This is a genomic window from Methylobacterium sp. 2A (assembly GCF_009806555.1).
Taxonomy (GTDB): domain Bacteria; phylum Pseudomonadota; class Alphaproteobacteria; order Rhizobiales; family Beijerinckiaceae; genus Methylobacterium.
Genome location: NZ_VUOK01000048.1, coordinates 126969 through 150468, shown reverse-complemented (window position 1 = coordinate 150468; position 23500 = coordinate 126969). Strand labels below are relative to the sequence as shown.

General features: G+C 70.2%; 21 protein-coding genes and 1 pseudogene. 17 read left to right on the top strand and 5 right to left on the bottom strand.

What is annotated here, in order from left to right:
- Positions 1–22 precede the first annotated feature (22 nt).
- Positions 23–580: a toll/interleukin-1 receptor domain-containing protein gene (locus FVE89_RS31325; RefSeq protein WP_281409000.1), complete on the bottom strand. Its 558-nt coding sequence runs from the start codon at positions 578–580 to the stop codon at positions 23–25.
- Positions 581–807: 227 nt separating this feature from the next.
- On the opposite strand from FVE89_RS31325, the gene FVE89_RS22055 reads away from it, so the two are divergent.
- Positions 808–1269: a hypothetical protein gene (locus FVE89_RS22055; RefSeq protein ID WP_160536409.1), complete on the top strand. Its 462-nt coding sequence runs from the start codon at positions 808–810 to the stop codon at positions 1267–1269.
- Between the two features lie 34 nt (positions 1270–1303).
- Here FVE89_RS22055 and FVE89_RS31320 read toward each other — a convergent pair whose 3' ends face one another.
- Together FVE89_RS31320 and FVE89_RS22050 are read right to left on the bottom strand one after the other, a co-directional pair.
- Positions 1304–1477, bottom strand: coding sequence for a PepSY domain-containing protein (locus FVE89_RS31320; protein WP_246731119.1), 174 nt, complete (start codon positions 1475–1477; stop codon positions 1304–1306).
- A gap of 69 nt (positions 1478–1546) precedes the next feature.
- Positions 1547–2224, bottom strand: a pseudogene (locus FVE89_RS22050) (adenylate/guanylate cyclase domain-containing protein); the annotation flags it as partial.
- A gap of 805 nt (positions 2225–3029) precedes the next feature.
- On the opposite strand from FVE89_RS22050, the gene FVE89_RS22045 reads away from it, so the two are divergent.
- The 5 genes from FVE89_RS22045 to FVE89_RS22025 all read left to right on the top strand — a co-directional run bounded on the left by FVE89_RS22045 (position 3030) and on the right by FVE89_RS22025 (position 9126).
- The gene (locus tag FVE89_RS22045) at positions 3030–3434 is read left to right on the top strand and encodes a hypothetical protein (protein ID WP_160536407.1); all 405 of its coding nucleotides are present in this window, start codon (positions 3030–3032) and stop codon (positions 3432–3434) included.
- A gap of 84 nt (positions 3435–3518) precedes the next feature.
- Positions 3519–3929, top strand: coding sequence for a FixH family protein (locus tag FVE89_RS22040; RefSeq protein WP_160536406.1), 411 nt, complete (start codon positions 3519–3521; stop codon positions 3927–3929).
- On the top strand, positions 3926–5461 hold the full coding sequence (locus tag FVE89_RS22035; RefSeq protein ID WP_160536405.1) for an efflux RND transporter periplasmic adaptor subunit: 1536 nt from the start codon (positions 3926–3928) through the stop codon (positions 5459–5461). Before FVE89_RS22040 ends, FVE89_RS22035 begins: the two co-directional genes overlap by 4 nt.
- Positions 5458–8631: a CusA/CzcA family heavy metal efflux RND transporter gene (locus FVE89_RS22030; protein WP_160536404.1), complete on the top strand. Its 3174-nt coding sequence runs from the start codon at positions 5458–5460 to the stop codon at positions 8629–8631. Before FVE89_RS22035 ends, FVE89_RS22030 begins: the two co-directional genes overlap by 4 nt.
- Before the next feature lie 18 nt (positions 8632–8649).
- A complete protein-coding gene (locus FVE89_RS22025; protein WP_202130987.1) occupies positions 8650–9126 on the top strand; it encodes a DUF411 domain-containing protein in 477 nt (158 codons plus the stop codon).
- A gap of 13 nt (positions 9127–9139) precedes the next feature.
- Here the strand turns inward: FVE89_RS22025 and FVE89_RS22020 are convergent, their stop codons facing one another.
- Positions 9140–9880: an NYN domain-containing protein gene (locus FVE89_RS22020; RefSeq protein ID WP_160536402.1), complete on the bottom strand. Its 741-nt coding sequence runs from the start codon at positions 9878–9880 to the stop codon at positions 9140–9142.
- A gap of 464 nt (positions 9881–10344) precedes the next feature.
- Between FVE89_RS22020 and FVE89_RS22015 the strand changes: the two genes are divergently transcribed.
- The 11 genes from FVE89_RS22015 (at position 10345) to FVE89_RS21965 (ending at position 22567) form a co-directional block, all read left to right on the top strand.
- The gene (locus tag FVE89_RS22015) at positions 10345–10557 is read left to right on the top strand and encodes a heavy-metal-associated domain-containing protein (RefSeq protein ID WP_160536401.1); all 213 of its coding nucleotides are present in this window, start codon (positions 10345–10347) and stop codon (positions 10555–10557) included.
- 91 nt (positions 10558–10648) lie between these two features.
- On the top strand, positions 10649–11119 hold the full coding sequence (locus FVE89_RS22010) for a hypothetical protein (RefSeq protein ID WP_160536400.1): 471 nt from the start codon (positions 10649–10651) through the stop codon (positions 11117–11119).
- A gap of 86 nt (positions 11120–11205) precedes the next feature.
- The gene (locus FVE89_RS22005; RefSeq protein ID WP_160536399.1) at positions 11206–12939 is read left to right on the top strand and encodes an efflux RND transporter periplasmic adaptor subunit; all 1734 of its coding nucleotides are present in this window, start codon (positions 11206–11208) and stop codon (positions 12937–12939) included.
- A gap of 11 nt (positions 12940–12950) precedes the next feature.
- On the top strand, positions 12951–16100 hold the full coding sequence (locus FVE89_RS22000; RefSeq protein WP_160536398.1) for an efflux RND transporter permease subunit: 3150 nt from the start codon (positions 12951–12953) through the stop codon (positions 16098–16100).
- Positions 16101–16124: 24 nt separating this feature from the next.
- Positions 16125–16490, top strand: a complete 366-nt coding sequence (locus FVE89_RS21995; RefSeq protein WP_160536397.1) for a hypothetical protein — start codon at positions 16125–16127, stop codon at positions 16488–16490.
- A 28-nt stretch (positions 16491–16518) separates the two neighbouring features.
- Positions 16519–16914, top strand: a complete 396-nt coding sequence (locus FVE89_RS21990; RefSeq protein ID WP_160536396.1) for a DUF305 domain-containing protein — start codon at positions 16519–16521, stop codon at positions 16912–16914.
- Positions 16915–17094: 180 nt separating this feature from the next.
- On the top strand, positions 17095–17427 hold the full coding sequence (locus FVE89_RS21985) for a four-helix bundle copper-binding protein (RefSeq protein ID WP_160536395.1): 333 nt from the start codon (positions 17095–17097) through the stop codon (positions 17425–17427).
- 55 nt (positions 17428–17482) lie between these two features.
- Positions 17483–17965 (top strand): DUF305 domain-containing protein, encoded by a 483-nt coding sequence (locus FVE89_RS21980; RefSeq protein ID WP_160536394.1) that lies wholly within the window; start codon positions 17483–17485, stop codon positions 17963–17965.
- A 67-nt stretch (positions 17966–18032) separates the two neighbouring features.
- Entirely contained in the window at positions 18033–20492 is a 2460-nt protein-coding gene (locus FVE89_RS21975) for a heavy metal translocating P-type ATPase (RefSeq protein WP_160536393.1), read from the top strand.
- 8 nt (positions 20493–20500) lie between these two features.
- Positions 20501–21235 (top strand): DUF4396 domain-containing protein, encoded by a 735-nt coding sequence (locus FVE89_RS21970; RefSeq protein WP_160536392.1) that lies wholly within the window; start codon positions 20501–20503, stop codon positions 21233–21235.
- 72 nt (positions 21236–21307) lie between these two features.
- On the top strand, positions 21308–22567 hold the full coding sequence (locus FVE89_RS21965; protein WP_342390002.1) for a multidrug ABC transporter ATPase: 1260 nt from the start codon (positions 21308–21310) through the stop codon (positions 22565–22567).
- Positions 22568–23013: 446 nt separating this feature from the next.
- On the opposite strand, the gene FVE89_RS21955 is transcribed toward FVE89_RS21965, so the two are convergent.
- On the bottom strand, positions 23014–23415 hold the full coding sequence (locus tag FVE89_RS21955) for a helix-turn-helix domain-containing protein (RefSeq protein ID WP_063110606.1): 402 nt from the start codon (positions 23413–23415) through the stop codon (positions 23014–23016).
- Between the last annotated feature and the right edge of the window lie 85 nt (positions 23416–23500).

Here is a 23500-nt window from a genome sequence, read left to right as displayed (position 1 = left end):
GGGCCCGGCGGGACCGGTTCCGTCACCGTCCGGCCTTGCTGCGCGCGCTCCCGGCTCTCCGCGTCGTCGCCCCGGCATCCCGGGCGTCAGGGCGCGGCGTCTTCGGCTTGGCGGGCAGGGAGGGTTTGTGCGGCGGCTTCGCTTCGGCCTCCGGTGCGGCACGCCCCGGGGCTGCGCGCTTCGCCCGGACGGGGCGTCCGGCCGGTGCGGCCAGCTCCTTGCGCACAGCCGCGACCACCCGCCGGATACCCTGGGCGACGTTGAGGTAGGCGTCGTCCGCGCTGCGCCACCGGGTCACCTCGCGCCCGTCCTCCGGCAGGAGCTTGAAGCCGGCGACCGGGGTCGATTTCCAGTCGCAGGGGCGCAGGACGACGGCGACCACGCGCATGAGGCCGCGGGCGCGGCGGTTCATGGCGCGGCGGTACTCGATCCTCCAGCAGTAGTTGCTGGCTAGGTAGTCTGGACTGAGCAGGCCGACGAAGACGTGGGCGCCGCGCAATGCCCGGGCGATGCCGGTGTCGAGCCTGTCGCCGGCATCCATGTCGCCGTCGAACCATGTCTGCACGTTGTCCCGCTCCAGCGGTGCGAGGTGGATGCCGAGCCTCCTCCGGGCCTCGGCGTCGCGATTTACGCGTTACGGCGCCGGCCGGCAGGCGCCGAGGCCTCTTGATCCTCTAACCGCTTGAGGACGTACGGCGACCGCCAGCGATGCGGAAGGCACCGGCGATGAACGACACTGTAACCCGGGACCGTCAGGCAGCGGGGGCGATGCGCGGGCCCATGCGCTGGGCGTACGTGGAGGGCGGTATGGCGAACCAGGTTTCGATGAGGCGGCGCGCGCTCCTCGGCTGCGCAGGTATCCTGCTGCCGTTCCTATCGGGATGTGGGGGAGGAGCGCTACCGGGCATCCAACTTGGCTCGGACGATGGCGGCAGCACGCTCGGCTTCGACGCCCTGCCTTTTCGGATCCAACGCGTCGACGGCAGCGTCCTGACCGGCCACGCGTCGGTCCGCCTCCTGCGGGTCAGCTTCTTCACGCGCGACGCGACGGGGTACGTCGCGTGCAGCGGCAGCTTCACGTTGGATCTCAAGCATGCGCCCGTACCGGTGAGCGTCGACTGCTCCGGCTCGGGCATCTTGCATGGCACCGTGACGACGGCGCGAGCCGACCATGGGGAGGGTGCATTCACCGAGCGATCAGGGGGCACCTCGACGTTCCGCTACGGCGCGCCGCTTTCGCCGGCCACGGGTAGTCGAGGGTCGCCCTGAGACCGGGGCATCGCCCCGGTCGGACTGCGGCGCCTCAGTCATCCGCCCTCTCGGACAGCGTCGCCCCCGTCCGCGGATCGACGTGGAACCTCACCTCCACGCCGTCTTTGATCCCTTTGCCGTCCCACAGGCCGTCATCGGGTTTTAGCTCCGTGACCGACGTGTAGCCCCTGTCCAGAAGCTTCTGACGGATCTCGGCGGCCGACATCCAGTCCGGGCCGACACGACCGTCGGCAAGGGCCGCCGGCGGGATCTGCCCCGGCTCGCGTGGCGCCATCCAGGACCAAAGCCCAACGCCGCCGAGGGCGGTGAGGACGAGCAGCCCGCCGGCGAGCGCGGGACGTCCCGACAACCGGCTCGCCGCGGGCCGGACCCGGACCGCAGGCTCGGTTTCTCCGTCTTCCTCGGCCGGCATCGACAGTATGGCCGTGGCGGGTAGTGCGAACATGCCGACAGGCCGGGCGATGTTCTTCAACGCCTGCTCGCCCCGATCCTCGAATGGGTAGCCGAGCTTGTCCCGCACCTGATCGTGAACCGTGTTCGAGATGCAGATCCCGCCCGGCTCCGCCAAGGGTTCGAGCCGAGCCGCCACGTTGACGCCGTCTCCGTAGAGGTCGCCGTCCGGCTCGGCGACCACGTCGCCGACGTTGATGCCGATGCGCAGCCTGAACGCGTGGTCCTCGGACACGCCGGCTTCACGCGTCAGCATCGCTCTCTGGATCGCGACGGCGCAGGACACGGCCCGGACCGGGCTGGGGAACTCGGCGATCAGGCCGTCGCCGGTCGACTTCACGACGCGGCCCCGGGCCGCCACGATGCGCGGATCGAGCAGTTCCCGGCGCAGGCCTCTCAGCCGGCGCAGCGTCCCCGCCTCGTCGGCGCCCATGAGGCGGCTATAGCCGACGACATCGGCAACCAGGATGGCGGCGAGCCGTCGCTCGTCGACCTCGTCCATGCGTTTCTCCCGGAACCATCGCCTCCAGCCTGCACCGCGCCCGCCGTGGATGGAAGGTCATGCCCCGAAGGAATCGCGCGGGCGGGCGTCCGGGATCACGACAGACCGGAACTGGGTTCATCGTCGATCCGTCTCTTCGCGCGGCATGCCGGCCGATGGCGGCCCCGACGCGGCCTGCGGTCCGTTTTTCAGCCAAGGTGCCAGCCGCCCCGGCGGCGGAGCGGCCGGCTTGCAGGTCCAGGAGCCGAGCACTGGGTATCGCGATTGCCGCGTCGGCTTGTTGGTCGTGGTCGGGCCCGAAGCCCTGCTCAAGGACCTTAACGTCACCCATGCCGCGGCCCGCCTCAACGTCACTCCGGCGTCCGCGCATCCGGAGCGATCCGGCCCATACGTGGCTGCGGAGGCAGGCGCATCGCTGCGCCGAGACGGCATCGGGGAAGGCTGCACCCTCTATCCGGACATGAGCGATGGCAGCTCCGGATGCGGAAGCGGCCCCGGGCAGCCTGACCAACACACGTCCGAAACCCACGGAGGCTGGGCGAAAACGCCGCGGCGGTGGAAAGATCTCCCCTCAAGCACTCCGGATGGTGCAGGAATTCATGTTGCGCCGACATCCGAACGGCCTCTTGGCGCGCTGGAAAGGCCAGCGGGCGAAAAATTGTTGTCCCGGTGCGGGGCGTGCCCGCGTTTTCACGCGGCTTCCAACCCGTGCGGACTTCACGTGCGGGTGCAAAGCGCCGGATTTTGCCCACCCGGCCGACGGGTAGGGCTTTCGTTGGGGCCCGGATTTTGGCATCCTGATCCCGTGACCCTCTGGCTCGCCCTCCGGCGACTGTTGCCGCTCCTAGCGGTCATCGGCTTCGCCCTGACGCCTGCCGCCGTCCCCGCGGCGACCGCGGGCATGCGCGCCTTCGCGGAGCCGTCGGCCCACGTCCACCACCGCGCCATGCCCGACATGGACATGGGCCATGACGCGGGCGGCATGGCCATGGACGACATGCCCTGCTGCCCGCACGAGGAGGCCGCCAAGCCCGATTGCGGCAAGGGCTGCCCGCTGATGGCGCTGTGCCTCGCCACCGCGGTCTCGCTCCTGCCCACGACGTTGGCCGTCCCAGTCCCGGGCGCGACCCGTGCATCGCCAACCTGGCCCGGCGCTGCGGCGCTCGCCAGCGTGCAGGCGCCGCCGCTACCGGAGCCTCCCCGAGCCTGAACCGATGACGCCGGCGCCACGAAGCGCCGGCACGGTGACGCGCGCCCGCTCGTCGCCATCCATCGCGTTCAGGAGACATCATCCGTGACCAAGAACCCCTTCGCGCGCGCCCTACCGGCCGCGCTGCTCGCCGCCGCTCTATTGGCGTCGGCCTTCGCCGTGCCCGCCCGGGCGGACATCAAGGACTACCAGTTCCAGCTCGTGCAGCAGGAGGCGAAGGTCGGCGAGGCCGTCATCGCCGTTCGGCTGGTCAACCAGCGAAGCGCCAAGCCGGTGACCGACGCCGTGGTCTTCGCCAAGCGCCTCGACATGGCCCCCGACGCCATGGAGGAGATGGCCACCAAGGTCGAGCAGGTGCCCTCGACCGAGCCGGGCGTCTACCGGTTCAAGGCCAAGCTCTCGATGCAGGGCCGCTGGCGCCTGTCGCTTGGGGCCAAGGTCCAGGGCGAGACCGGCACGGTCGAGGACAAGCTGGTCTTCCAGGCCGTCAAATGAGCCGCGCCGCCTGGGCGGCCGGGGCCTTCGCCGCGCTAGCGGCGGGGGCCGTCGGCTACGGGGCGGGGCATGGGGACGTCCCCGTGCCGGCGCTCGTGGAACAGGCCCGTTCCGAATTCGGCCCCGCGCTCGCCGAGCGCGCAAGGTCGGCGTTCGCGCACTGGATGCCGACCGCCAAGCCCAACCCGCGGGCGGCCGCCTCCAAGACCGAGCCGTCGTCCGGGCCGGTGGTCTACTACCAGGACCCGGACGGGAAGCCGGTCTATTCGGCGTCTCCGACGGCGACCGCCGACGGTCGGGAATTCCGGGCCGTCCGAGCCAGCGAGGACGTGCGCTTCGACGTCGCCGACGAGGGCGAAGCCATGCCCGCCGACAAGGTCGGGGAGGGCACGGGGCCGAACGAGGGGGCCAAGGCTGCGGGGATCGCCCGGCGCATCCTCTACTACCGCAACCCAATGGGGCTGCCGGACACCTCGCCGGTTCCGAAGAAGGACTCGATGGGGATGGACTACATCCCCGTCTACGCGGGCGAGGACGAGGGCGGCGGCGTGAAGATTTCGCCGGGCAAGGTCCAGCGCACCGGCGTGCGGACCGAGGTCGCCGAGCGCCGCGTCCTGTCGCTGCCGGTTCGGGCGCCAGGCAGCGTCGAGGAGGACGAGCGCCGCATCTCCGTCATCGCCATGCGCACCGACGCCTACATCGAGAAGGTCGAGCCGGTCACCACCGGCGACCACGTCCACAAAGGCCAGCCGCTGCTGCGCCTGTTCGCGCCCGAGATCAACGCGGTCGCGGCCCAGTACCTGACCTCCATCGGCTACGAGGGCGGCCGGCGGCGCCTGGAGAACCTCGCCATCCCGCCGGAGGTGATCGACGAGATCGAGCGCACCCATAAGGTGCCGCCCTCCATCGTCTGGTCCTCGCCGCGGGACGGCGTCGTGGTCGAGCGCAACGTCTCGGACGGGATGAAGGCCAAGTCCGGCGACGTCCTGTTCCGCATCGTCGACCACACCCGCGTCTGGGTGCTCGCCGACGTGCCGGAGCGCGACCTCGCCCCGGTGGCGGAGGGGCAGAAGGCCACGGTGCGGGTCCGGGCCTTCCCCGAGCGGACCTTCGCCGGGACCGTGACGCGGATCTACCCGCACCTGATTGCGGAAACCCGGACCGCCCGGCTACGCATCGAGTTGCCGAACCCGGACGGAGCGCTGCGCCCGTCGATGTACGCCGACGTCGAGATCGCGACCGGCGACGCCAAGCCGGTGGTGGCGGTGCCCAACGACGCCGTCATCGACACCGGCGAGCGCCAGGTCGTGCTCCTCGACCACGGCGAAGGGCGCTTCGAGCCGAAGCCGGTGAGGGTCGGCCTGCGCGGCCGGGGCTACACGGAGATCCGCGAGGGCGTCTCGGCCGGTGACCGGGTGGTCACGGCGGCGAACTTCCTGATCGACGCCGAGAGCAACCTGAAGGCCGCGCTGCAGTCCCTGACCGCGCCGAAGGACGATCGGCAGGCGGCAGGCACGGGGGCGACGCCATGATCGCGCGCCTCATCGGCTGGTCGGCCCGCAACCTCGTCCTGGTGCTGATCGGGACCGTGTTCGCGGTCGCGACCGGCGTCTTGGCGCTGCGGACCCTGCCGCTGGACGCCATCCCCGACCTCTCGGACGTGCAGGCCATCGTCTACACCGAGTATCCGGGGCAGGCGCCCCAGGTCGTGGAGGACCAGGTCACCTACCCGCTGACCACCGCCATGCTGACGGTGCCGAAGGCGAAGGTGGTCCGCGGCTTCTCGTTCTTCGGGGTCTCCTTCGTCTACGTGATCTTCGAGGACGGCACCGACCCGTACTGGGGCCGCTCGCGCGTGCTGGAATACCTCAACGGGGCGGCGAGCCGGCTTCCCGCGGGGGTGACGCCGACGCTGGGGCCCGACGCGACCGGCGTGGGCTGGGTCTACCAGTACGTGGTGGTGGCGCGTGAGCGGACGCTCGCGGAGCTTCGCTCGATCCAGGACTGGGTGATCCGCTTCGGGGCCTCGCGCGCCGAGGGTGTGGCCGAGGTCGCGGGCGTCGGCGGCTTCGTGAAGCAGTACAACGTCGTCGTCGATCCGAACCGCCTGCGCGCGCAGGGCATCTCCCTCAACAAGCTCCGGGACGCCATTCGGTCGAGCAACGCGGACGTCGGCGGCCGCACGGTCGAGCTCTCGGAGTTCGAGTTCATGGTGCGCGGCCGCGGCTACATCCGCAGCGTCGCCGACATCGAGAACATCGTGCTGAAGACCTCGGGCGGCACGCCGCTGCGGGTCCGGGACGTGGCCCGGGTGGAACTCGGGCCGGACGAGCGGCGCGGCCTCACCGAGATGAACGGCGAGGGCGAGGTCGCCGGCGGTATCGTCTTGCAGCGCTTCGGCGCCAACGCCCTCAACGTCATCGAGGGAGTGAAGGCGAAGCTCGCCGAGGTGGCGAAAAGCCTGCCGGCCGGCACCGAGATCCTGCCGGTCTACGACCGCTCGCAACTCATCGACGCGGCCATCGACACCCTGCGGCACACGCTGGTCGAAGAGAGCATCGTGGTCTCCCTCGTCTGCGTGGTGTTCCTCCTGCACGTGCGCAGCGCCCTGGTGGCGATCCTGATGCTGCCGGTCGGCATCCTGATGGCCTTCGCGGGCATGAAGGCGCTCGGAATCGGCGCCAACATCATGAGCCTGGGCGGCATCGCCATCGCGGTCGGCGCCATGATCGACGCCGCCATCGTGATGATCGAGAACGCCCACAAGCACCTGGAGCGGGCGCCGCCGGGCAAGCCCCGGGTCGAGGTCCTGGTCGAGGCAGCGAGGGAGGTCGGGCCGTCGCTGTTCTTCTCGCTCCTCGTAATCACGGTGAGCTTCCTGCCGATCTTCACCCTGGAGAGCCAGGAGGGGCGGCTGTTCGGGCCGCTGGCCTTCACGAAGACCTTCGCCATGGCGGCCGCGGCGCTCCTCTCGGTCACCCTGGTGCCGGCCCTGATGGCGCTGTTCGTGCGCGGGCGCATCGTGCCCGAGCACCGCAACCCGCTGAACCGGCTCCTCATCTGGCTGTACCGGCCGCTCATCGCCGGCGTGCTGCGGGCCCGGGTGCTCACCATCCTCCTCGCCCTGGGCGTGCTGGCGGCGACCGCATGGCCGGCCCGGCAGCTCGGGTCGGAGTTCATGCCCGACCTCGACGAGGGCAGCCTGCTCTACATGCCGACGACCCTGCCCGGGATCTCGGTGACGAAGGCCGGCGAGCTCCTGGCGACCCAGGACCGGATCATCAAGAGCTTCCCCGAAGTGGCCTCGGTCTACGGCAAGGCGGGCCGCGCCAACACGGCCACCGACCCGGCGCCGATGGAGATGTTCGAGACGGTCATCACCCTGAAGCCGAAGGCGGAGTGGCGCCCGGGCGTGACGCTCGCGAGCCTCAAGGCGGAAATGGACGCGGCGCTCCAGTTCCCGGGCGTGTCGAATGCCTGGACGCAGCCGATCCGCGCCCGGATCGACATGCTCTCGACCGGCATCCGCACGCCGGTCGGGGTGAAGGTGCTCGGGACCGACCTGAAGGCCATGGAAGGGGTCGCCCGTCAGGTCGAGGGGGTGATCCGAGCCGTGCCCGGAACGTCGAGCGCCTATGCCGAGCGGGTCATCGGCGGCTACTTCCTCGACATCACCCCGGATCGCGAGGCGCTCGGACGCTACGGCCTGATGGTCGGAGACGTGCAGGACGTCGTCGCGACGGCGCTCGGCGGCCAGTCCGTGACGAACACGGTCGAGGGCCGCGAGCGCTACACCGTGAACGTGCGCTACCCGCGCGCCTTCCGCTCGGACCCGCGCGCCATCGCCGACGAGGTGCAGGTGCCGTTGCCGGCCGGGGGCACGGTGCCCCTGCGCGAGGTCGCCAAGATCGAGCTGACCCGGGGCCCGACCTCGATCCGCACCGAGAACGGGCAGCTCGCGGTCTACCTGTTCGTCGACATCGCCGGGCGCGACCTCGGCGGCTACGTCGCCGAGGCACGCAAGGCGGTGGCAGACGCGGTGCGGCTGCCCCAGGGCACGACCCTGCAGTGGAGCGGGCAGTACGAGTACCTGGAGCGGGCGGAGGCGCGCCTCGCGGTCGTGGTGCCGCTGACGCTGCTGATCGTGTTCCTGCTGCTCTATCTGAACTTCCGACGCCTGTCCGAGACGCTGATCGTCATGCTCTCGCTGCCCTTCGCCCTGGTCGGCGGGGTGTGGCTGCTCTGGTGGATGGGTTTCAACCTGTCGGTCGCGGTGGCGGTCGGCTTCATCGCCCTGGCCGGCGTCGCTGCCGAGACCGGGGTGATCATGCTGGTCTACCTCGACCACGCCCTCGACGAGGTCCGCGCACAGTGCGGGCGCGAGGGACGCCCGCTCGCGCCCCTGGACCTACGCCGGGCCATCATGGTCGGCGCGGTCGAGCGGGTCCGGCCCAAGATGATGACGGTCGTCGCCATCATGGCGGGTCTGATGCCCATCCTCTGGAGCACCGGTTCGGGCTCCGAGGTCATGCAGCGCATCGCGGTGCCGATGATCGGCGGGATGGTCTCCTCGACTGTGCTGACCCTGGTGGTCATCCCGGCGGTCTACGCCCTGGTGAAGGGGCGGGGCCTGTCCCCGGCCGGCGCGGTCCGCGAGGGGACGAACGCTGAGGCGATGCGGCTGCCGCAGGCGGCCGAGTGAAGCGAACGGGAGATGACGATGAGGAGCGATGCGATGCCACCCCGACGTGCCGTGCTCGTGGGTTTGGCGGCGGGGCTGGCGCTCGGACGGGGCGCCTTGGCGGAGGGGCCGCCGACGGTCGCGGTGACCAAGGACCCGAGCTGCGGCTGCTGCGAGAGGTGGGTCACCCACCTGCGCGAGGCCGGCTTCACCGTCACCGTGACCGAGGGCCCGGTGAACCCGCTCAAGATCCGCCTGGGGGTGCCTCGCGAGCTTGCCTCCTGCCACACCGCCCAGGTCGGCGGCTACGTGATCGAGGGGCACGTCCCGGCCGGGGCGATCAAGCGGCTCCTCGCGGAGAGGCCCGAGGGAACGGGTCTGGCCGTGCCGGGCATGCCGGTCGGTTCGCCCGGCATGGAGGTCGAGGACATGCAGCCCGAGACCTACGACGTCGTCCTGTTCGGGAAGGAAGTTCGGTCGACGTTCGCGCGGTACCGGGGCGGGGAACCGGCCTGAGGCCGCGGCGGGTTCAGCGCTCGGGCATCGCCGCCGCCGGCGCGGCCGCCTTCGCCCCCGACTTGGGCGCGGGCTTCGGACGCTGGTCCCACATCACGTAGCCGGCCGGCGGGTCGTACTCGTGCGGGCGCATGACGGAGGCCTGCCCCTCCGCGGTGACGAGCCCCGGGAACAGCGCCCTCTCGATATGCTCCCGGTTGAGCGCGATCTTGTGCGGGGTGTGCGACAGGATGTGCTGCGAATGGGTCCGGCCCGGGGGACTGACGCTGACGAGTTTCTTGCCGGGAAAGCGCTTGGCGAACAGCTTGGCTGTCGCCGCTTGGTCCGTATCGGCCGTCAAGAGATATGCAGTATCCATGACGTCCTGTACTGCGTCGTCGTAGACGCTGAGCGCGAGATTGATGTCCGTCGCCTTCTCAGTCGGCTTCTGCCAAATGGATCCACAGTCCCGGCACTTGGCATCTTCATGGCTAAAGTGGCCAAGGACGGTCTCGACGCCGACCAGTTTGAGGGCTCGGACCAGGCGTTCATGGCGGATTTTCTTGCTGTGATCGCCCGGGTAATAGGCCGTGCAGAACACGACGCGGACGAGCTCCTCCGACCGGCGCGGGATGATCGACTCCCCCAGCTTCCAGAAGTTGCACCACTTCAGAAAGGGTTCCCCTAAGTCATTGACGGAGTGATACAAATTGAAACCGTCGATGTAGAGTGCAGCCCGGATCCTGGATTTTCCCGCTTGACTATCCGGCCCCATGCACTCATATCCGATCCGTCAACGCTGAACGGTGCGCCGTCAGCACCCCATGGGCTCCGGCCCGTGCGAAGCCCACAGGTTCCAACCTGTGGGCTTCTTGGTTTCCGAGGCCGTTCTATTCTGAGTTCGCCTCGCATGGTACTGTCTTTTTATCCCTCACGGGTGCGCAGGCCCCGCCGACCCGCGGCGTGACAGTCCAGGATGCGTCGCGGCCACCGGGATTGGTCGCGCATCGCCGCTGGGCCCGTATCGACCCTTCACCCGAAGCCGTGACCACGTGCATCGCTCCCGGCCGAGCTGACCGACCTCCTGACCGAGATGAGGGTTGAGCCCCAAGTCCACGAGAGAACGAGACCGCCTCGTCGGCGCACCCGGCCGCGCCAAGCCCTGGGCCAAACCCAACCCTTGACCTTCCCACTGTGGGAAGCCCCATCTGGTTGGGACGCCACCGAGGGTAGAGCGTCATGTACCGCTTTAAGGTCAAGAAGATGGGGTGCGACGGCTGCGCCAAGGCCGTGACCCGGGCCGTCCTGGCCATCGAGCCGAACGCAAGGGTCGAGGTCGACCTGAGGGCCGAGCTCGTCACCGTGTCCGGCGCCGCGGGACCGCTTGAGCGGATCGCCTTCGCCATCGTCGCCGCCGGCTACCCGGCCGAGCCTCTGCTCGCGGCGGCTTGAAACGTCGAGGTGGCAACCAAACCTCCGTTTCGGCATTCACGTCTTATACTTTGACATAGTCCCGCCACCGGCATCGGTGTAAGCCAGATCCATGAGCCTCGACCGGCAAATCGCGCGCCTGATGGCGGCGATGATCCTCGCGATCATCGCCTACGTCGCGCCGTCCGCCGTCCATGCCCATGAGGGACACGCGCACCACGGCCACCACGTGGCCGCGACGCCGTCGAAGTCGAAAGTCGCGCCATCGACGCTCAAGGCGGAGGTCTCCGTATCCGCCAAATCGGCGGTCTGCTCCAAGGCGCCGACCTGGTTCAAGGTCGCGCTCCCGTTCGCCGCCGTCGAGCCGGCGCGCATCGAGCCGAGCGAGAGCGGTTGCTGTCAGACAGGTTACAAGACTTGCTGCTGCGGGCCGATGGCCTGCTGCGCGACCGGCGTCCTGTCCGTGCCCTATGCCTTGTCGCCGGCCCTGTTCCGGACCGTCACGCTGATCCCCCGCGACGTTACCGGCCGTTCGGGCCCGGGCCCTGAGGCTCTGCCTAAGCCCCCACGAACCCTCGCGTGAAGTAGGGCGCGCCTGAGGCGCGCGACGCCCGGAGTGCGCCCGTGTTGGGCGACGCCCGGACCTTCCGACGCGAGGATACCGTTTCCATGCCGACCCGTTTTGCCGCCGCCATGGGTGCGGTGGCGCTGCTCGCCGCCGTCCTGGCGGGGCCCGTGCACGCCCACGAGGGCCACGACCACGGCGCCGCCCCGCCGCCCGTCTCCAAGACCATTGCCCCGCGCGGCGAGGCGCTCTCGGACGCCTTTGAGCTCGTCGCCATCCCGCGCGACGGCACCTTGACGCTGTTCCTCGATCGCTTCCGGACGAACGAGCCGGTGACCGGCGCGACCGTCGAGATCGAGACACCCGAGGGTCCGAAGGTCGCGACCGCCACGCCCGAGGGCGGTTACGCGCTGCCGGCCCCCTGGCTATCGAAGCCCGGCCGGCACGAGCTAGTCGCGACCGTGATCGCGGGCGACGCCGTGGACGTGCTCACCATCGCGGTCACCGTGCCGGACCGTAACGCCATCGCAGCTGCCCCGCCTGCCAGGCCCGCACCGGCGCAAGCGGCCCTGACGCGCGTGTCCGAGGTCACCCACGGCATTAGGGAGCGCCTGACGGCCAGGGATCCGGCCCTAATGGCCGCGGTCGCCGTGGCCTTCCTGCTCGGCGTGCTCGTGACGGCGCTCGCGCGCGGTCGCCGAGCCGCGCCAGCGGTGGCGTTGCTCGCCATCGGCATCACCATCGTCCTCGGCACCGCCGCCTTCGCCCACGGCGACGAGGACCACGGCGCGCCCGTGCAGGGCGCGGCCCTGATCGAGCCCCGCGCCCCGGGCTCCTCCGACTTGGCGCAGCGCCTGCCGGACGGCTCCGTGTTCGTGCCTAAGCCCACGCAGCGGCTCCTGGTTCTGCGCACGGCCATGACCGAGCAGAGCCGCTTCCACCGCTCGGTCGAGCTCCCGGGACGCATCATCCCGGACCCGAACGCCAGCGGCGTCGTGCAGTCCTCGGTCGGAGGCCGCCTGTCGCCTCCGCCGTCCGGCATCTTCCCGCGCCTCGGCACCAAGGTGCGCAAGGGGGACGTGCTCGCGACCGTGACCCCGCCGATCCAGGCGGTCGACGTCTCGGACATGCGCCAGACCCAAGGGAACCTCGACCAGCAGATCTCCATCGTCGAGCGCCGGGTCGACCGCTACAAGCGGCTCGCCCTCACCGGTGCGGTGGCTCAGACCCAGCTCGACGACGCCCTCGCCGAACTCCAGGGCCTCCAGGACCGGCGCACGGCCCTCGACAAGATCCGGCAGCAGCCCGAGCCGCTCGTGTCGCCCGTCGATGGCGTGGTCGCGCAGGCCGCGGCGGTCGCCGGCCAAATGGCCAGCCCCGGCCAGATGGTCTTCCAGGTCGTGGACCCGAACCGCCTCTGGGTCGAGGCCCTCAGCTTCGACGCCCTGACCACGGCGCAGAACGCCACAGCTCGGCTCGCGGACGGGCGCACCCTGAAGCTCGCCTACCAGGGTGCGGGCCTCGCCGACCGCAACCAGGCCATCCCGGTGCAGTTCGCGGTCCAGGGCGACGCCGCCGGCCTGCGGGTCGGGCAGTTCGTCACCGTGCTCGCCGGCACCGACACCGAGCAGGCCGGGATGGCGCTGCCGCGCTCGGCCGTCGTGCGCGCCGGCAACGGGCAGGACGTCGTCTACGAGCACACCACCGCCGAGCGCTTCGAGGCCAGGCCGGTCCGCGTCGAGCCACTCGACGGCGGCCGCGTGCTGGTGGCCGAGGGGATCGGGCCCGGCAAGCGGGTCGTGACCCAGGGCGCCGAGCTCCTCGACCAGGTCCGCTGAGGAGGCCGCCGATGTTCACCTTCCTCGTCGGCCAATCGGTCCGCAACCGCCTTCTCGTCCTCGCGCTCGCCGCGGTGCTGGTGCTGTACGGCGCCTTCACGGCCACCAAGCTGCCGGTCGACGTCTTCCCCGACCTCAACCGCCCGACCGTCACCATCATGACGGAGGCCGAGGGCTACGCGCCCCAGGAGGTCGAGCAGCTCGTCACCTACCCCATCGAGACCCGGATGAACGGGCTGCCGGGGGTGAGCCGGGTGCGCTCCGTCTCGGGTGTGGGGCTCTCCATCACCTACGTCGAGTTCGACTGGGGCACCGACATCTACCGGAATCGCCAGCAGGTCGCGGAGCGGCTGTCGCTGGTACAGGACCAGCTCCCGCGCGGCGTCACGCCGGTCATGGGGCCGATCTCCTCGATCATGGGCCAGATCCTGCTGGTGGCGGTCACCGGCGAGACCGCGAGCCCGATGCAGGTGCGCGAGGTCGCCGACTTCACGATCCGGCCGCGGCTGCTGACCATCCCGGGCGTGGCGCAGGTCATCCCCATCGGCGGCGAGGTGCGCCAGTTTCGGGTCAGCCCGAACCCCGCGGCGATGCGCGCTCTCGGGGTGACGAACGCCCAGCTTGAGACGGCGCTCGCCCAGTTCGGCACCAACGCCGGCGGCGGCTTCACCGACCAGAACGCGCGCGAGTACCTGATCCGGAATATCGGCCGGACCATGAGCCTCGACGACCTGCGCAAGCTCGTGGTCGCGACGGTCGCCGATGCGCCGGTCTACCTGCGCCAAGTGGCCGAGGTGTCCTTCGCCCCGAAGGTGAAGCGGGGCGATGCCGGCTACATGGCCAAGCCCGCGGTCATCGTCTCGGTCGAGAAGCAGCCGGACGTCGACACGGTGCGGCTCACCCGCAGCATCGAGACCGCCCTGAAGGAGCTCAACCCGACCCTGCCCGGCGGGATCAAGGCCGACCAGCTCCTGTTCCGCCAGGCGGACTTCATCGAGACCTCGATCCGCAACGTCGAGCGCGTCCTCGTCGAGGCCGTGCTGGTGGTGGCGGTGGTGCTGTTCGCCTTCCTGCTGAACGTGCGCACCACGGCCATCTCGCTGCTCGCCATCCCGGTCTCGGTGCTGACGACGGCGGTGGTGTTCCACCTGTTCGGGCTGTCGATCAACACGATGACGCTCGGCGGCCTGGCCATCGCCATCGGCGAGCTCGTCGACGACGCGGTGGTCGACGTCGAGAACATCTACCGCCGGCTCGGCGAGAACCGGCGAGCGGGCAACCCGAAGGGCGTGTTCCAGGTGGTGGTCGAGGCCTCGAACGAGGTGCGCTCGGGCATCGTCTACGCGACGCTCATCATCATCCTGGTCTTCGTGCCGCTGTTCGCGCTGTCGGGCATCGAGGGCCGCCTCTTCGCGCCGCTGGGGCAGGCCTATATCATCTCCATCCTGGCGAGCCTGCTCACCTCCATCACCCTGACCCCCGTGCTGGCGTCGCTGCTGCTGCCCGGGCTCAGGAACCTGGAGGAGCACGACAGCCGCTTCCTCAAGCTGCTCAAGCGCGGCAACGCCGCCCTGCTGCGGGTGGCCTTCCGCCACCAGGGCCTGCTGGTCGGCACCGTCGCCGTGGCGGTCGTCGCGGCCGGCATCGCCGCGTGGAACCTCCCCCGGGCCTTCCTGCCGCCGTTCAACGAGGGCTCGTTCACGGTCAACATGACCTTCAACCCGGGCATCTCGCTCGCCGAGAGCAACCGGGTCGGGCTGATCGCCGAGAAGCTGCTCCTGGACATCCCGGGCGTGAAGGCGGTCGGGCGCCGGACCGGCCGGGCCGAGCTCGACGAGCACGCCGAGGGCGTCCACGCCTCGGAGATCGAGGTGGCCCTGGACGACGGGCAGAAGCGACCGAAGGAGGCCCTCGTCGCCGACATCCGCGGGCGCCTCGCGGCCCTGCCGGTGGCGGTGAACGTCGGACAGCCGATCTCGCACCGGCTCGACCACATGCTCTCGGGCGTGCGCGCCGAGATCGCCCTGAAGGTGTACGGCGAGGACCTCGATGCCCTGCGCCGCGTGGCGAACTCCCTCCGCGAGCGGATGGCCACGATTCCCGGCCTCGTCGATCTGCAGGTCGAGCGGCAGGTGCGCATCCCGCAGCTGGAGGTGCGGGTCGACTACACCCGGGCCGCCCTCTACGGCGTCCAGCCGGCGGCCGTCGTCGAGCAGATCAGCCGGCTGTCGAACGGGCGGGTGGTCTCGACGGTGGTCGATGGCGTGCGTCGCTTCGACGTGGTGCTGCGCCTGTCCGAGGACCGCCGGACCACGGCAGGACTGGGCGACCTCCTCCTGGAGACCCCCTCGGGCTGGGTGCCGGCGCGGCAGGTGGCCGACATCCGCGAGACGGACGGGCCGAACCAGATCCTGCGCGAGAACGCCCGGCGCCGCATCGTGGTGCAGGCCAACACCGACGGCGCGAGCGACATGGCCACCATCGTGGCGGCCATCCGCGAGGCCGTCGCTAAGGAGCCGATGCCACCGGGCTTCTTCACCAGCCTGGAGGGCACCTTCCAGGCGCAGGAAGAGGCGAGCCGGACCATCGCGGCGCTCTCAGCGCTGTCCCTGGCCCTGGTCTTCGCCATCCTGTTCAGCCGCTACCGCTCGGCGGCCCTGGCGCTCATCATCATGGGCAACGTGCCGCTCGCCCTGATCGGCTCGGTGGCTGCCCTGTGGCTCGTCGGACAGCCGCTCTCGGTGGCGTCGATGATCGGCTTCATCACGCTGACCGGCATCGCCGCGCGCAACGGCATCCTGAAGATCAGCCACTACCTGAACCTGTCGCTGCACGAGGGGGTGCCGTTCGGGCCGGAGCTCGTGGTGCGCGGCAGCCTGGAGCGCCTGACCCCGGTGCTGATGACGGCGCTGTCCGCTGGCGTGGCCCTGGTGCCGCTGCTCTACGACGCCTTGAGCCCGGGCAAGGAGATCCTGCACCCGGTGGCGGTGACGATCTTCGGTGGCCTGGTCAGCGCGACGCTGCTCGACACCTTCCTGACCCCCGTCCTGTTCCTGCGCTTCGGCCGCCGGCCGCTGGAGCGGCTGCGCGCCCTCCACGCCGAGGCGCCGGCCCACCCACCCCTGGACGGCGCGCGCCCGCGCCCGGCCGAGGCGTACTGACCCGCACATCCCCGGAGACCCACGATGATCCTACCCAGGCTGGCCTTGATCACCGCCCTTCTCACAGCGTCGGCCGTCTGCGCCCACGAGACCGCCGGCCAGCACGGCGGCCGGGTGACGGACGCCGGCAAGTTCCACGTCGAGCTCGTCGCCAAGGGCGAGACCGTCGACGTCTTCCTGTCCGACGAGGGGCAGAAGCCGGTCCCCGCGGCCGGCTTCAAGGGCACGGCCATCCTCGTCGTCGGCGGCAAGCCGGCCCGCGTGCCCCTGGAGCCCGCCGACGGCAACCGCATGACCGGCAAGGCCGCGACCGCGCTCGGCGAAAGCCCGAAGGGCGCCGTGCAACTCACGGGGCCCGGCGGCGAGACCGCCAGCGGCAAGTTCAACTGAGCCCGACCCCGAGCAGGAAGACGCCTCGATGAAGACCCTTACCACCACCGTAGCCGCCGTGGCCTTCGCCCTCGCAGGCGCGGCGGCCGCCCACGAGATGAAAGGCGGCGAGCACATGGACCACGCCGGCCACCATCCAATGCCGGCGGCCACGTCCCAGACCGACACGCCCGCGACCAAGGCGTTCCGCGACGTCGACGCCGAGATGCACCGGAACATGGACATCCGCTACTCGAACGACGTCGACGTCGACTTCGTGCGCGGCATGATCCCCCACCACAAGGGCGCCGTCGCGATGGCCAAGGTTGCCCTCCAGTATTCCAAGGACCCCGAGATCCGGAAGCTGGCCGAGGAGATCATCAAGGCCCAGGACGTCGAGATCGCCCAGATGGAGGCGTTCCTCAAGAAGAAGGGCACCCAGTGAGGTCGCCCTTGCGCAGGTAGGCGACGCTCCCAAATCCGTGATCGTCCAGAGTATTTATTTCTGAACACTTCTCGAATTGAGGGGTTTAATATCCAGGTTATGGCTATATGGTCGAGATAATACTATATCAGATCACTAGCTGTTCCCATATCCGCCAATATAATTGAGATGGAGACTGGAATGATCCACGTGTCGAGCGAGATGCAATCCTGCATCGACGAATGCCTGCGCTGCTACCAGACCTGCCTGGGCATGGCTTCGAGCCACTGCCTGCCGGCCGGCGGCAAGCACGTCGAGCCGGGGCATTTCCGGCTGATGATGGCCTGCGCGGAGATCTGCCGGACCTCGGCGCACTTCATGCTGATCGGCCTACCGGAGCACAAGCACACCTGTCGGGCCTGCGCCGAGGTCTGCGAGGCCTGCGCCAGGAGCTGCGAGCAGGTCGGCGACATGCAGGACTGCGTCGCGCAGTGCCGGGCCTGCGCCGAGAGCTGCCGGAAGATGGCCGCCTGAACCCGACCCGGCAGCCCGGCCGGCCGCCCCCGCCAACCGACCTGAGGAGGCAATCTTGTTCGTTCGCACCTTGACCCTCGCCGCGACCCTGGCGCTCGCCGGCACAGGGGCGGCCTTCGCCGCCGACCACGACCACGGCTCCATGCAGGGGCCCTCGTTCGAGCTTCCCGCGGCCTGCAAGGCGGCGTCGGCCGCCAAGGAGGACTCGATGAAGGACATGCAGGGTCACATGTCCCAGGCCATGCAGGGCATGGGCGGCCAGATGACCGAGGCCCAGAAGCGCCTGCAGCAGGCCATGATGTCGATGAACGGCCCCATGATGCAGGGAATGATGGCCAAGGACGCCGACGTCGCCTGGATCTGCGCGATGATCCCGCACCACCAGGGCGCCATCGCGATGGCCCAGGTCGGCTTGAAGAACGGCGACAATCCCGAGGCGAAGAAGATCGCCGAGAAGACGATCCAGGAGCAGGAGAAGAGCATCGCCGAGCTCAAGTCCTGGCTCGACAAGAACGCCCAGAAGGAAGGCCGCCAGTAAGCCACCGGCTGCCGTCGGGTCGCTCGTGGCCCCGCGGCGCCTCCTCGGCCATGCGGAAGGAGCGGTCATGAGCGACGCGCCACAGGGACACCACCCCGCTTCGGGAGGCCACGCCTGCGCGGGCGGCCACGGCCATGCCGGTCACGGTCACGGGCACGCTCATGGCCATGCGCACGGCGACCAGGCCGGCGGCACGGCGAGCGATGCCGGTGCCGACCGGGTGAGGGACCCCGTCTGCGGGATGATGGTCGACCCGCACGCGACGAAGCACCGGGCAGAGCACGACGGGCACCCGTACTACTTCTGCTCGAACGGTTGCCGGACCAAGTTCGAGGCCGACCCGGTCCGCTATGTCGACCCAGGCCAAGCCGCGACGAAGGCCGACCCGGTGCCCGAGGACACGATCTACACCTGCCCGATGCATCCGGAAGTTCGGCAGGTCGGCCCCGGGGCATGCCCGATCTGCGGCATGGCCCTGGAGCCGGCGATGGTCGGCGCCGACGAAGGCCCGAGCGAGGAGCTCGTCGACATGACCCGGCGGTTCTGGGTCGGGCTCGTCCTGACCCTGCCGGTGTTCGTGCTGGAGATGGGCGGCCACCTGTTCGGCCTCACCGAGCGCCTCGGCCAGCAGACGTCCAACTGGATACAGTTCGCGCTGGCGACCCCGGTCGTGCTCTGGGCCGGCTGGCCATTCTTCGTGCGAGCCTACCGCTCCGTGGTCTCGCGCAACCTGAACATGTTCACCCTGGTCGCCCTCGGGACGGGGGTGGCCTGGGCCTACAGCGTGGTCGCGACGTTCGCGCCCGGGCTCTTCCCGGAGGCGCTGCGCGGGCACGGCGGGGCGGTACCCGCCTATTTCGAGGCGGCCGCGGTCATCACCGTGCTGGTGCTGCTCGGGCAGGTGCTGGAACTGCGCGCCCGCGAGAGCACCGGTGGCGCGCTCCGCGCGCTGCTCGACCTCGCGCCGAAGACGGCCCGGCGCATCCACCCCGACGGTACGGACGAGGAGGTGCAGCTCGACGCCATCGGCGTAGGCGACCGCTTGCGCGTGCGCCCCGGCGAGAAGGTGCCGGTCGACGGCGCCGTCGTGGAGGGCCGCAGCTCGGTGGACGAGAGCCTGGTGACGGGGGAATCCATGCCCGTCGGCAAGGAGGTCGGCGCCACCGTCATCGGCGGCAGCCTCAACCAGTCCGGCTCGCTCGTGGTCGAGGCGACCAAGGTCGGGCGCGACACCATGCTGGCCCGCATCGTCCAGATGGTGGCCGAGGCGCAGCGCTCGCGCGCGCCCATCCAGCGCCTCGCCGACCATGTCGCCGGCTGGTTCGTGCCAACGGTCATCGGCGTGGCGGTGCTCGCCTTCGTCGCCTGGATGGCGTTCGGGCCGGAGCCGCGCTTCACGTTCGCGCTGCTTGCGGCGGTCGCGGTGCTCATCATCGCATGCCCCTGCGCGCTCGGCCTCGCCACGCCGATGTCGATCATGGTCGGGGTCGGCCGCGGCGCCCAGGCCGGGGTGCTGGTCAAGAGCGCCGAGGCCCTGGAGCGCATGGAGCGGGTCACCACGCTGGTGGTCGACAAGACGGGGACGCTGACGGAGGGCAAGCCGGCGGTGACGCGGGTCGTGGCGGCGACCGGATTCGATGAGGCTACCGTGCTGCGCCTCTCGGCGAGTGTCGAGCGGGCAAGCGAGCACCCGCTCGCCCTGGCCATCGTGGCGGCCGCCGGGAAGCGAGGGATCGCGACTTCCCCCGTCGAGGATTTCGACAGCCCGACTGGCAAGGGCGCGCTCGGCACCGTCGAGGGCCGGCGCGTGGCCCTCGGCAACGCCGCCTTCCTACGCGAGCAGGGCGTCGATGTCTCGGCCCACGCGGCCGAGGCCGAAGAGCTCCGGCGCGACGGCGCCACGGCGATCTTCGCGGGCGTCGACGGGCGCGTGGCCGGCGTCATCGCCATCGCCGACCCCGTCAAGGCGACGACGCCGGAAGCGCTCGCTGCTCTCCGAGCCGAGGGCATCCGGGTCGTGATGCTGACCGGGGACAACCGCACGACTGCCGATGCCGTGGCGCGCCGGCTCGGCATCGAAGAGGTCGAGGCCGAGGTGCTGCCCGACCAGAAGGCCGCCGTGGTCGAGCGCCACAAGGCCGCCGGTCAGGTCGTCGCGATGGCCGGAGACGGCGTGAACGACGCTCCCGCGCTCGCCGCGGCGGACGTCGGCATCGCCATGGGCACGGGCACGGACGTGGCCATCGAGAGCGCCGGCCTGACGCTGCTCAAGGGCGACCTCCTCGGCATCGTGCGGGCCCGGCGCCTGTCGCGGGCGGTCATGGGCAACATCCGCCAGAACCTGTTCTTTGCCTTCATCTACAACGCCGCAGGCGTGCCGGTGGCGGCGGGCATCCTCTACCCGTTCCTCGGTATCCTGCTCTCGCCGGTTATCGCGGCCGCGGCGATGGCGCTGTCCTCGGTCAGCGTGATCGGCAACGCCCTGCGCCTGCGGGCGACGAAGCTCGATCCCTCGTCCGCCCGCTAGGAGCCTCCATGTTCCCGACCTGGCTCCACGCCCTCGCCGTCGCGTCCCTGCTGCTGGGGGCCGCGTGTGCCCTGCTGCTGTCGGGACAGGTCATCCGCCACCCGCAGCACATGACCGTGATGAACGTGGTCTGGCCGGTCAGCGCCCTGTTCGGCACGGTGGCCGTTGTCTGGGCCTATTTCCGATACGGGCGCCTCGCCACGAGGGAGGCGCACCACCTCGCCAAGGAGCGGGGCGAGGAGCCGCCGAACATGACCGGCACGCCGTTCCCGGTGATGGTCGGCAAGGGCGCGCTTCACTGCGGCAGCGGCTGCATGCTGGGCGACGTCGCCGCCGAGTGGCTCGCCTTCCTGGTGCCGGTGGTGGCGGTCTGGTTCGGCTGGCACTCCCTGTTCGAGGAGAAGATGTACGCGGTCTGGGTGGTGGACTTCGTCTTCGCCTACGCGCTCGGGATCGTGTTCCAGTATTACGCCATCGTGCCGATGCGGGGGCTCTCCCCCGGCCAGGGCCTCGTGGCGGCCGTGAAGGCGGACACCGCCTCGCTGATCGCCTGGCAGGTCGGCATGTACGGTTTCATGGCCTTCGCGCAGTTCTACCTGTTCCCGCACCTGACGGGGCAGCGGGCCCCGGTGAACTCGGTCGAGTTCTGGGCCGCCATGCAGGTCGCCATGGTCGCGGGATTCCTGACGAGCTACCCGGTGAACTGGTGGCTCGTCGGCGCCGGCATCAAGGAACGCATGTAGGCCGGCATGCCCTCCCATCCGGCTTGATTGCGCGGCGGGACCTGTTCCGCCTGCATCCACCTTCCCGTCGCGGTGCCATCGTTGCTCACGCCCATCGTCGTCCACGACCTGATCCACCGTGTCGCCGGCCTCGACGGACCTCACGGCCATTGGTGGATGGAGCTCGTGTCGGTCCTTGTTCTCGTCGTGGCGCCGGCCTGGACGGGGTGGATGGCGCTGCGCCTCGCCTGGCGCACGCTGCGCGAACGGCGCCGGCGCGGCGCGGGCAGTCCGGAAGAGTGGCGCCTTGAGCGCTACGTCCTGCGGGCGACGCTGCGCCCGCAGCTGCGGCTGCTGCTGCTCTCGCTCCTGACGCTGCCGGCCGCGTGGCTCCTCCTGGAGATCCCCAAGCACATCATCAACCACGCCCTCTCGGACGCGGAGGGCGAGGGCCATCCCGGGATGGCCTTCCTCGGGCTCGAACTTGGACGTGTCGAGCTCCTGTTCGCGCTGTGCGCGAGCTACCTCGCCGTGCTGACGCTGGGCGGCCTCGCCAAGTACGCGGTCAACCGGACGCGCGGCGGCCTGAACGAGCGCCTCGTGCGCCGGCTGCGCCTCGCCGTCTTCCGGCGGGCCCGTGGGGAGCGGTCGCCCGAGCGCCGCGCGGCGCTGGCCGCCGTCGCCGTTCAGGAGGTCGAGCCCATCGGCTACGCCGGCGCGGGCTTGGTGGCCGTGCCCTTCGTCCAGGGCGGCACGCTCCTGACCAGCGTGGCCTTCCTACTCCTCCAGGATGCCGCCCTGGCGCTGGCCGCGTTGGTGATGCTGCCGCTGCAGCTCACGCTCCTGCCGCGGCTGCAGCGGCGCCTGAACGCCAAGGTGCGTGAGCGGGTGCACGCGACCCGGACGCTCGGCGGCCTCCTGACCGCGCCTGAAGCCGGGACCGCGGAACATCCTCCGGTCCTCCTCCGCCAGATGCGCCAGGCCGAGGCGCTGGAGCGGGTGCGCGTCGAGATCGCCGATCTGAAGGGCCGGCTCAAGGGTCTCTACAACTACACGGCCAACCTGACGCCGTTCTTCTTCTTCTCGATCGGCGGCTACCTTGTCATCCAGGGCCGGCTCTCGCTCGGGGCGCTGGTTGCCGCACTCGCGGCCTACAAGGAGATTTCACCGGCCCTGCGGGAGCTGTTCGACTTCGCGCAGGGCTGGTCGGACGCGCGCGCCCGGTTCGAGGAGGTAACCAGGGCGCTCAGCTTCCCCGACTCGCAGGGTTGGTCGCGCTTTCCTGGCCTAAACGCCGGCGTCGCGGGTCAATCACAGAGGAATTTCGCCCCCATACCGGTTGGGTCGAAGTAGTCGCTCGGCTTGCGCTTATGCGTGCGCCGCGGATCCCCTTGTGCCTAACCGCGCCTGGACGAAGCGTCGGCTTGTTGGTGTACATCTGCCAGCCTTCGTAATTACCACACGGTGGCAGGTCGGGCATACATCTCACCGCAAATCCGCCTCTCGGTTTTGAGGCGGAGCTAGTGCCTTGCGGGCGTCGTGACGGCGCAATCGTGACAAGCCTCCCCTTCAGGAAAGGCCGAGCTGGTGATGAAGGAACGCCATTCCTGGGGCCAGAGGAACGCGGGCCTCCGCCGTCGCATCAGGCCGCACGTCCGGGCCGCCGCGCGCCGAGCGTTCGCCGCGGTTACGGTCGCTGTCCTCGCCGTCGCGTGCTGCGGGTTCGCGGCCAAGGGGTTGTTCGAGAGCCGGGTGCTGATGACACCCTACGTCGCTCGCTGACCTCGGGCCAAGGTCGCTCACGCGGGCTCACCCAACGGCGACAGGGCCTCGATGATGCGGCAGTCGGCGACCGACCCGCAGCCGCACTGGCCGATGACCTCACGCAGTTCCGAGGCGAGCCGGGTCAGGTCGGCCAGCTTGCGCTCCACGTCGGCGAGATGGGCGCGGGCGATGGTGTCGACCTCGCCGCAGGAACGCTCACGGTCGTCCGCCAGGGCGAGCAGGTCCCGGATCTGCTCCACGGTGAACCCCAGGGCGCGACCGCGGCGGATGAAGCTCAGCCGGCGCAGGTGCTCGGGCCCGTAGAGCCGGTAGTTCCCGCTCGACCGCGCCGGCGGGGGCAGCAACCCGACCTTCTCGTACCACCGGACCGTCTCGACACGGGTCTGCGTGGCCTCCGCGAGGCTGCCGATGGTCATGGAAGGGGCGGTTCGCACGGCCTTGACCCTGTAGTGACTACAGGGTGCATGTAGGGGACCTTACCAGTCCGGACCAGGAGCCCGG

Bases quoted from the DNA above. Each gene is read 5' to 3' on its own strand.
- FVE89_RS22055 (WP_160536409.1), top strand. From the start codon at position 808: ATGGCGAACCAGGTTTCGATGAGGCGGCGCGCGCTCCTCGGCTGCGCA.
- FVE89_RS31320 (WP_246731119.1), bottom strand. From the start codon at position 1,477: ATGTCGGCCGCCGAGATCCGTCAGAAGCTTCTGGACAGGGGCTACACG.
- FVE89_RS22035 (WP_160536405.1), top strand. From the start codon at position 3,926: ATGAGCCGCGCCGCCTGGGCGGCCGGGGCCTTCGCCGCGCTAGCGGCG.
- FVE89_RS22030 (WP_160536404.1), top strand. From the start codon at position 5,458: ATGATCGCGCGCCTCATCGGCTGGTCGGCCCGCAACCTCGTCCTGGTG.
- FVE89_RS22025 (WP_202130987.1), top strand. From the start codon at position 8,650: ATGAGGAGCGATGCGATGCCACCCCGACGTGCCGTGCTCGTGGGTTTG.
- FVE89_RS22020 (WP_160536402.1), bottom strand. From the start codon at position 9,880: ATGGGGCCGGATAGTCAAGCGGGAAAATCCAGGATCCGGGCTGCACTC.
- FVE89_RS22015 (WP_160536401.1), top strand. From the start codon at position 10,345: ATGTACCGCTTTAAGGTCAAGAAGATGGGGTGCGACGGCTGCGCCAAG.
- FVE89_RS22010 (WP_160536400.1), top strand. From the start codon at position 10,649: ATGAGCCTCGACCGGCAAATCGCGCGCCTGATGGCGGCGATGATCCTC.
- FVE89_RS22005 (WP_160536399.1), top strand. From the start codon at position 11,206: ATGCCGACCCGTTTTGCCGCCGCCATGGGTGCGGTGGCGCTGCTCGCC.
- FVE89_RS22000 (WP_160536398.1), top strand. From the start codon at position 12,951: ATGTTCACCTTCCTCGTCGGCCAATCGGTCCGCAACCGCCTTCTCGTC.
- FVE89_RS21995 (WP_160536397.1), top strand. From the start codon at position 16,125: ATGATCCTACCCAGGCTGGCCTTGATCACCGCCCTTCTCACAGCGTCG.
- FVE89_RS21990 (WP_160536396.1), top strand. From the start codon at position 16,519: ATGAAGACCCTTACCACCACCGTAGCCGCCGTGGCCTTCGCCCTCGCA.
- FVE89_RS21985 (WP_160536395.1), top strand. From the start codon at position 17,095: ATGATCCACGTGTCGAGCGAGATGCAATCCTGCATCGACGAATGCCTG.
- FVE89_RS21975 (WP_160536393.1), top strand. From the start codon at position 18,033: ATGAGCGACGCGCCACAGGGACACCACCCCGCTTCGGGAGGCCACGCC.
- FVE89_RS21970 (WP_160536392.1), top strand. From the start codon at position 20,501: ATGTTCCCGACCTGGCTCCACGCCCTCGCCGTCGCGTCCCTGCTGCTG.
- FVE89_RS21955 (WP_063110606.1), bottom strand. From the start codon at position 23,415: ATGACCATCGGCAGCCTCGCGGAGGCCACGCAGACCCGTGTCGAGACG.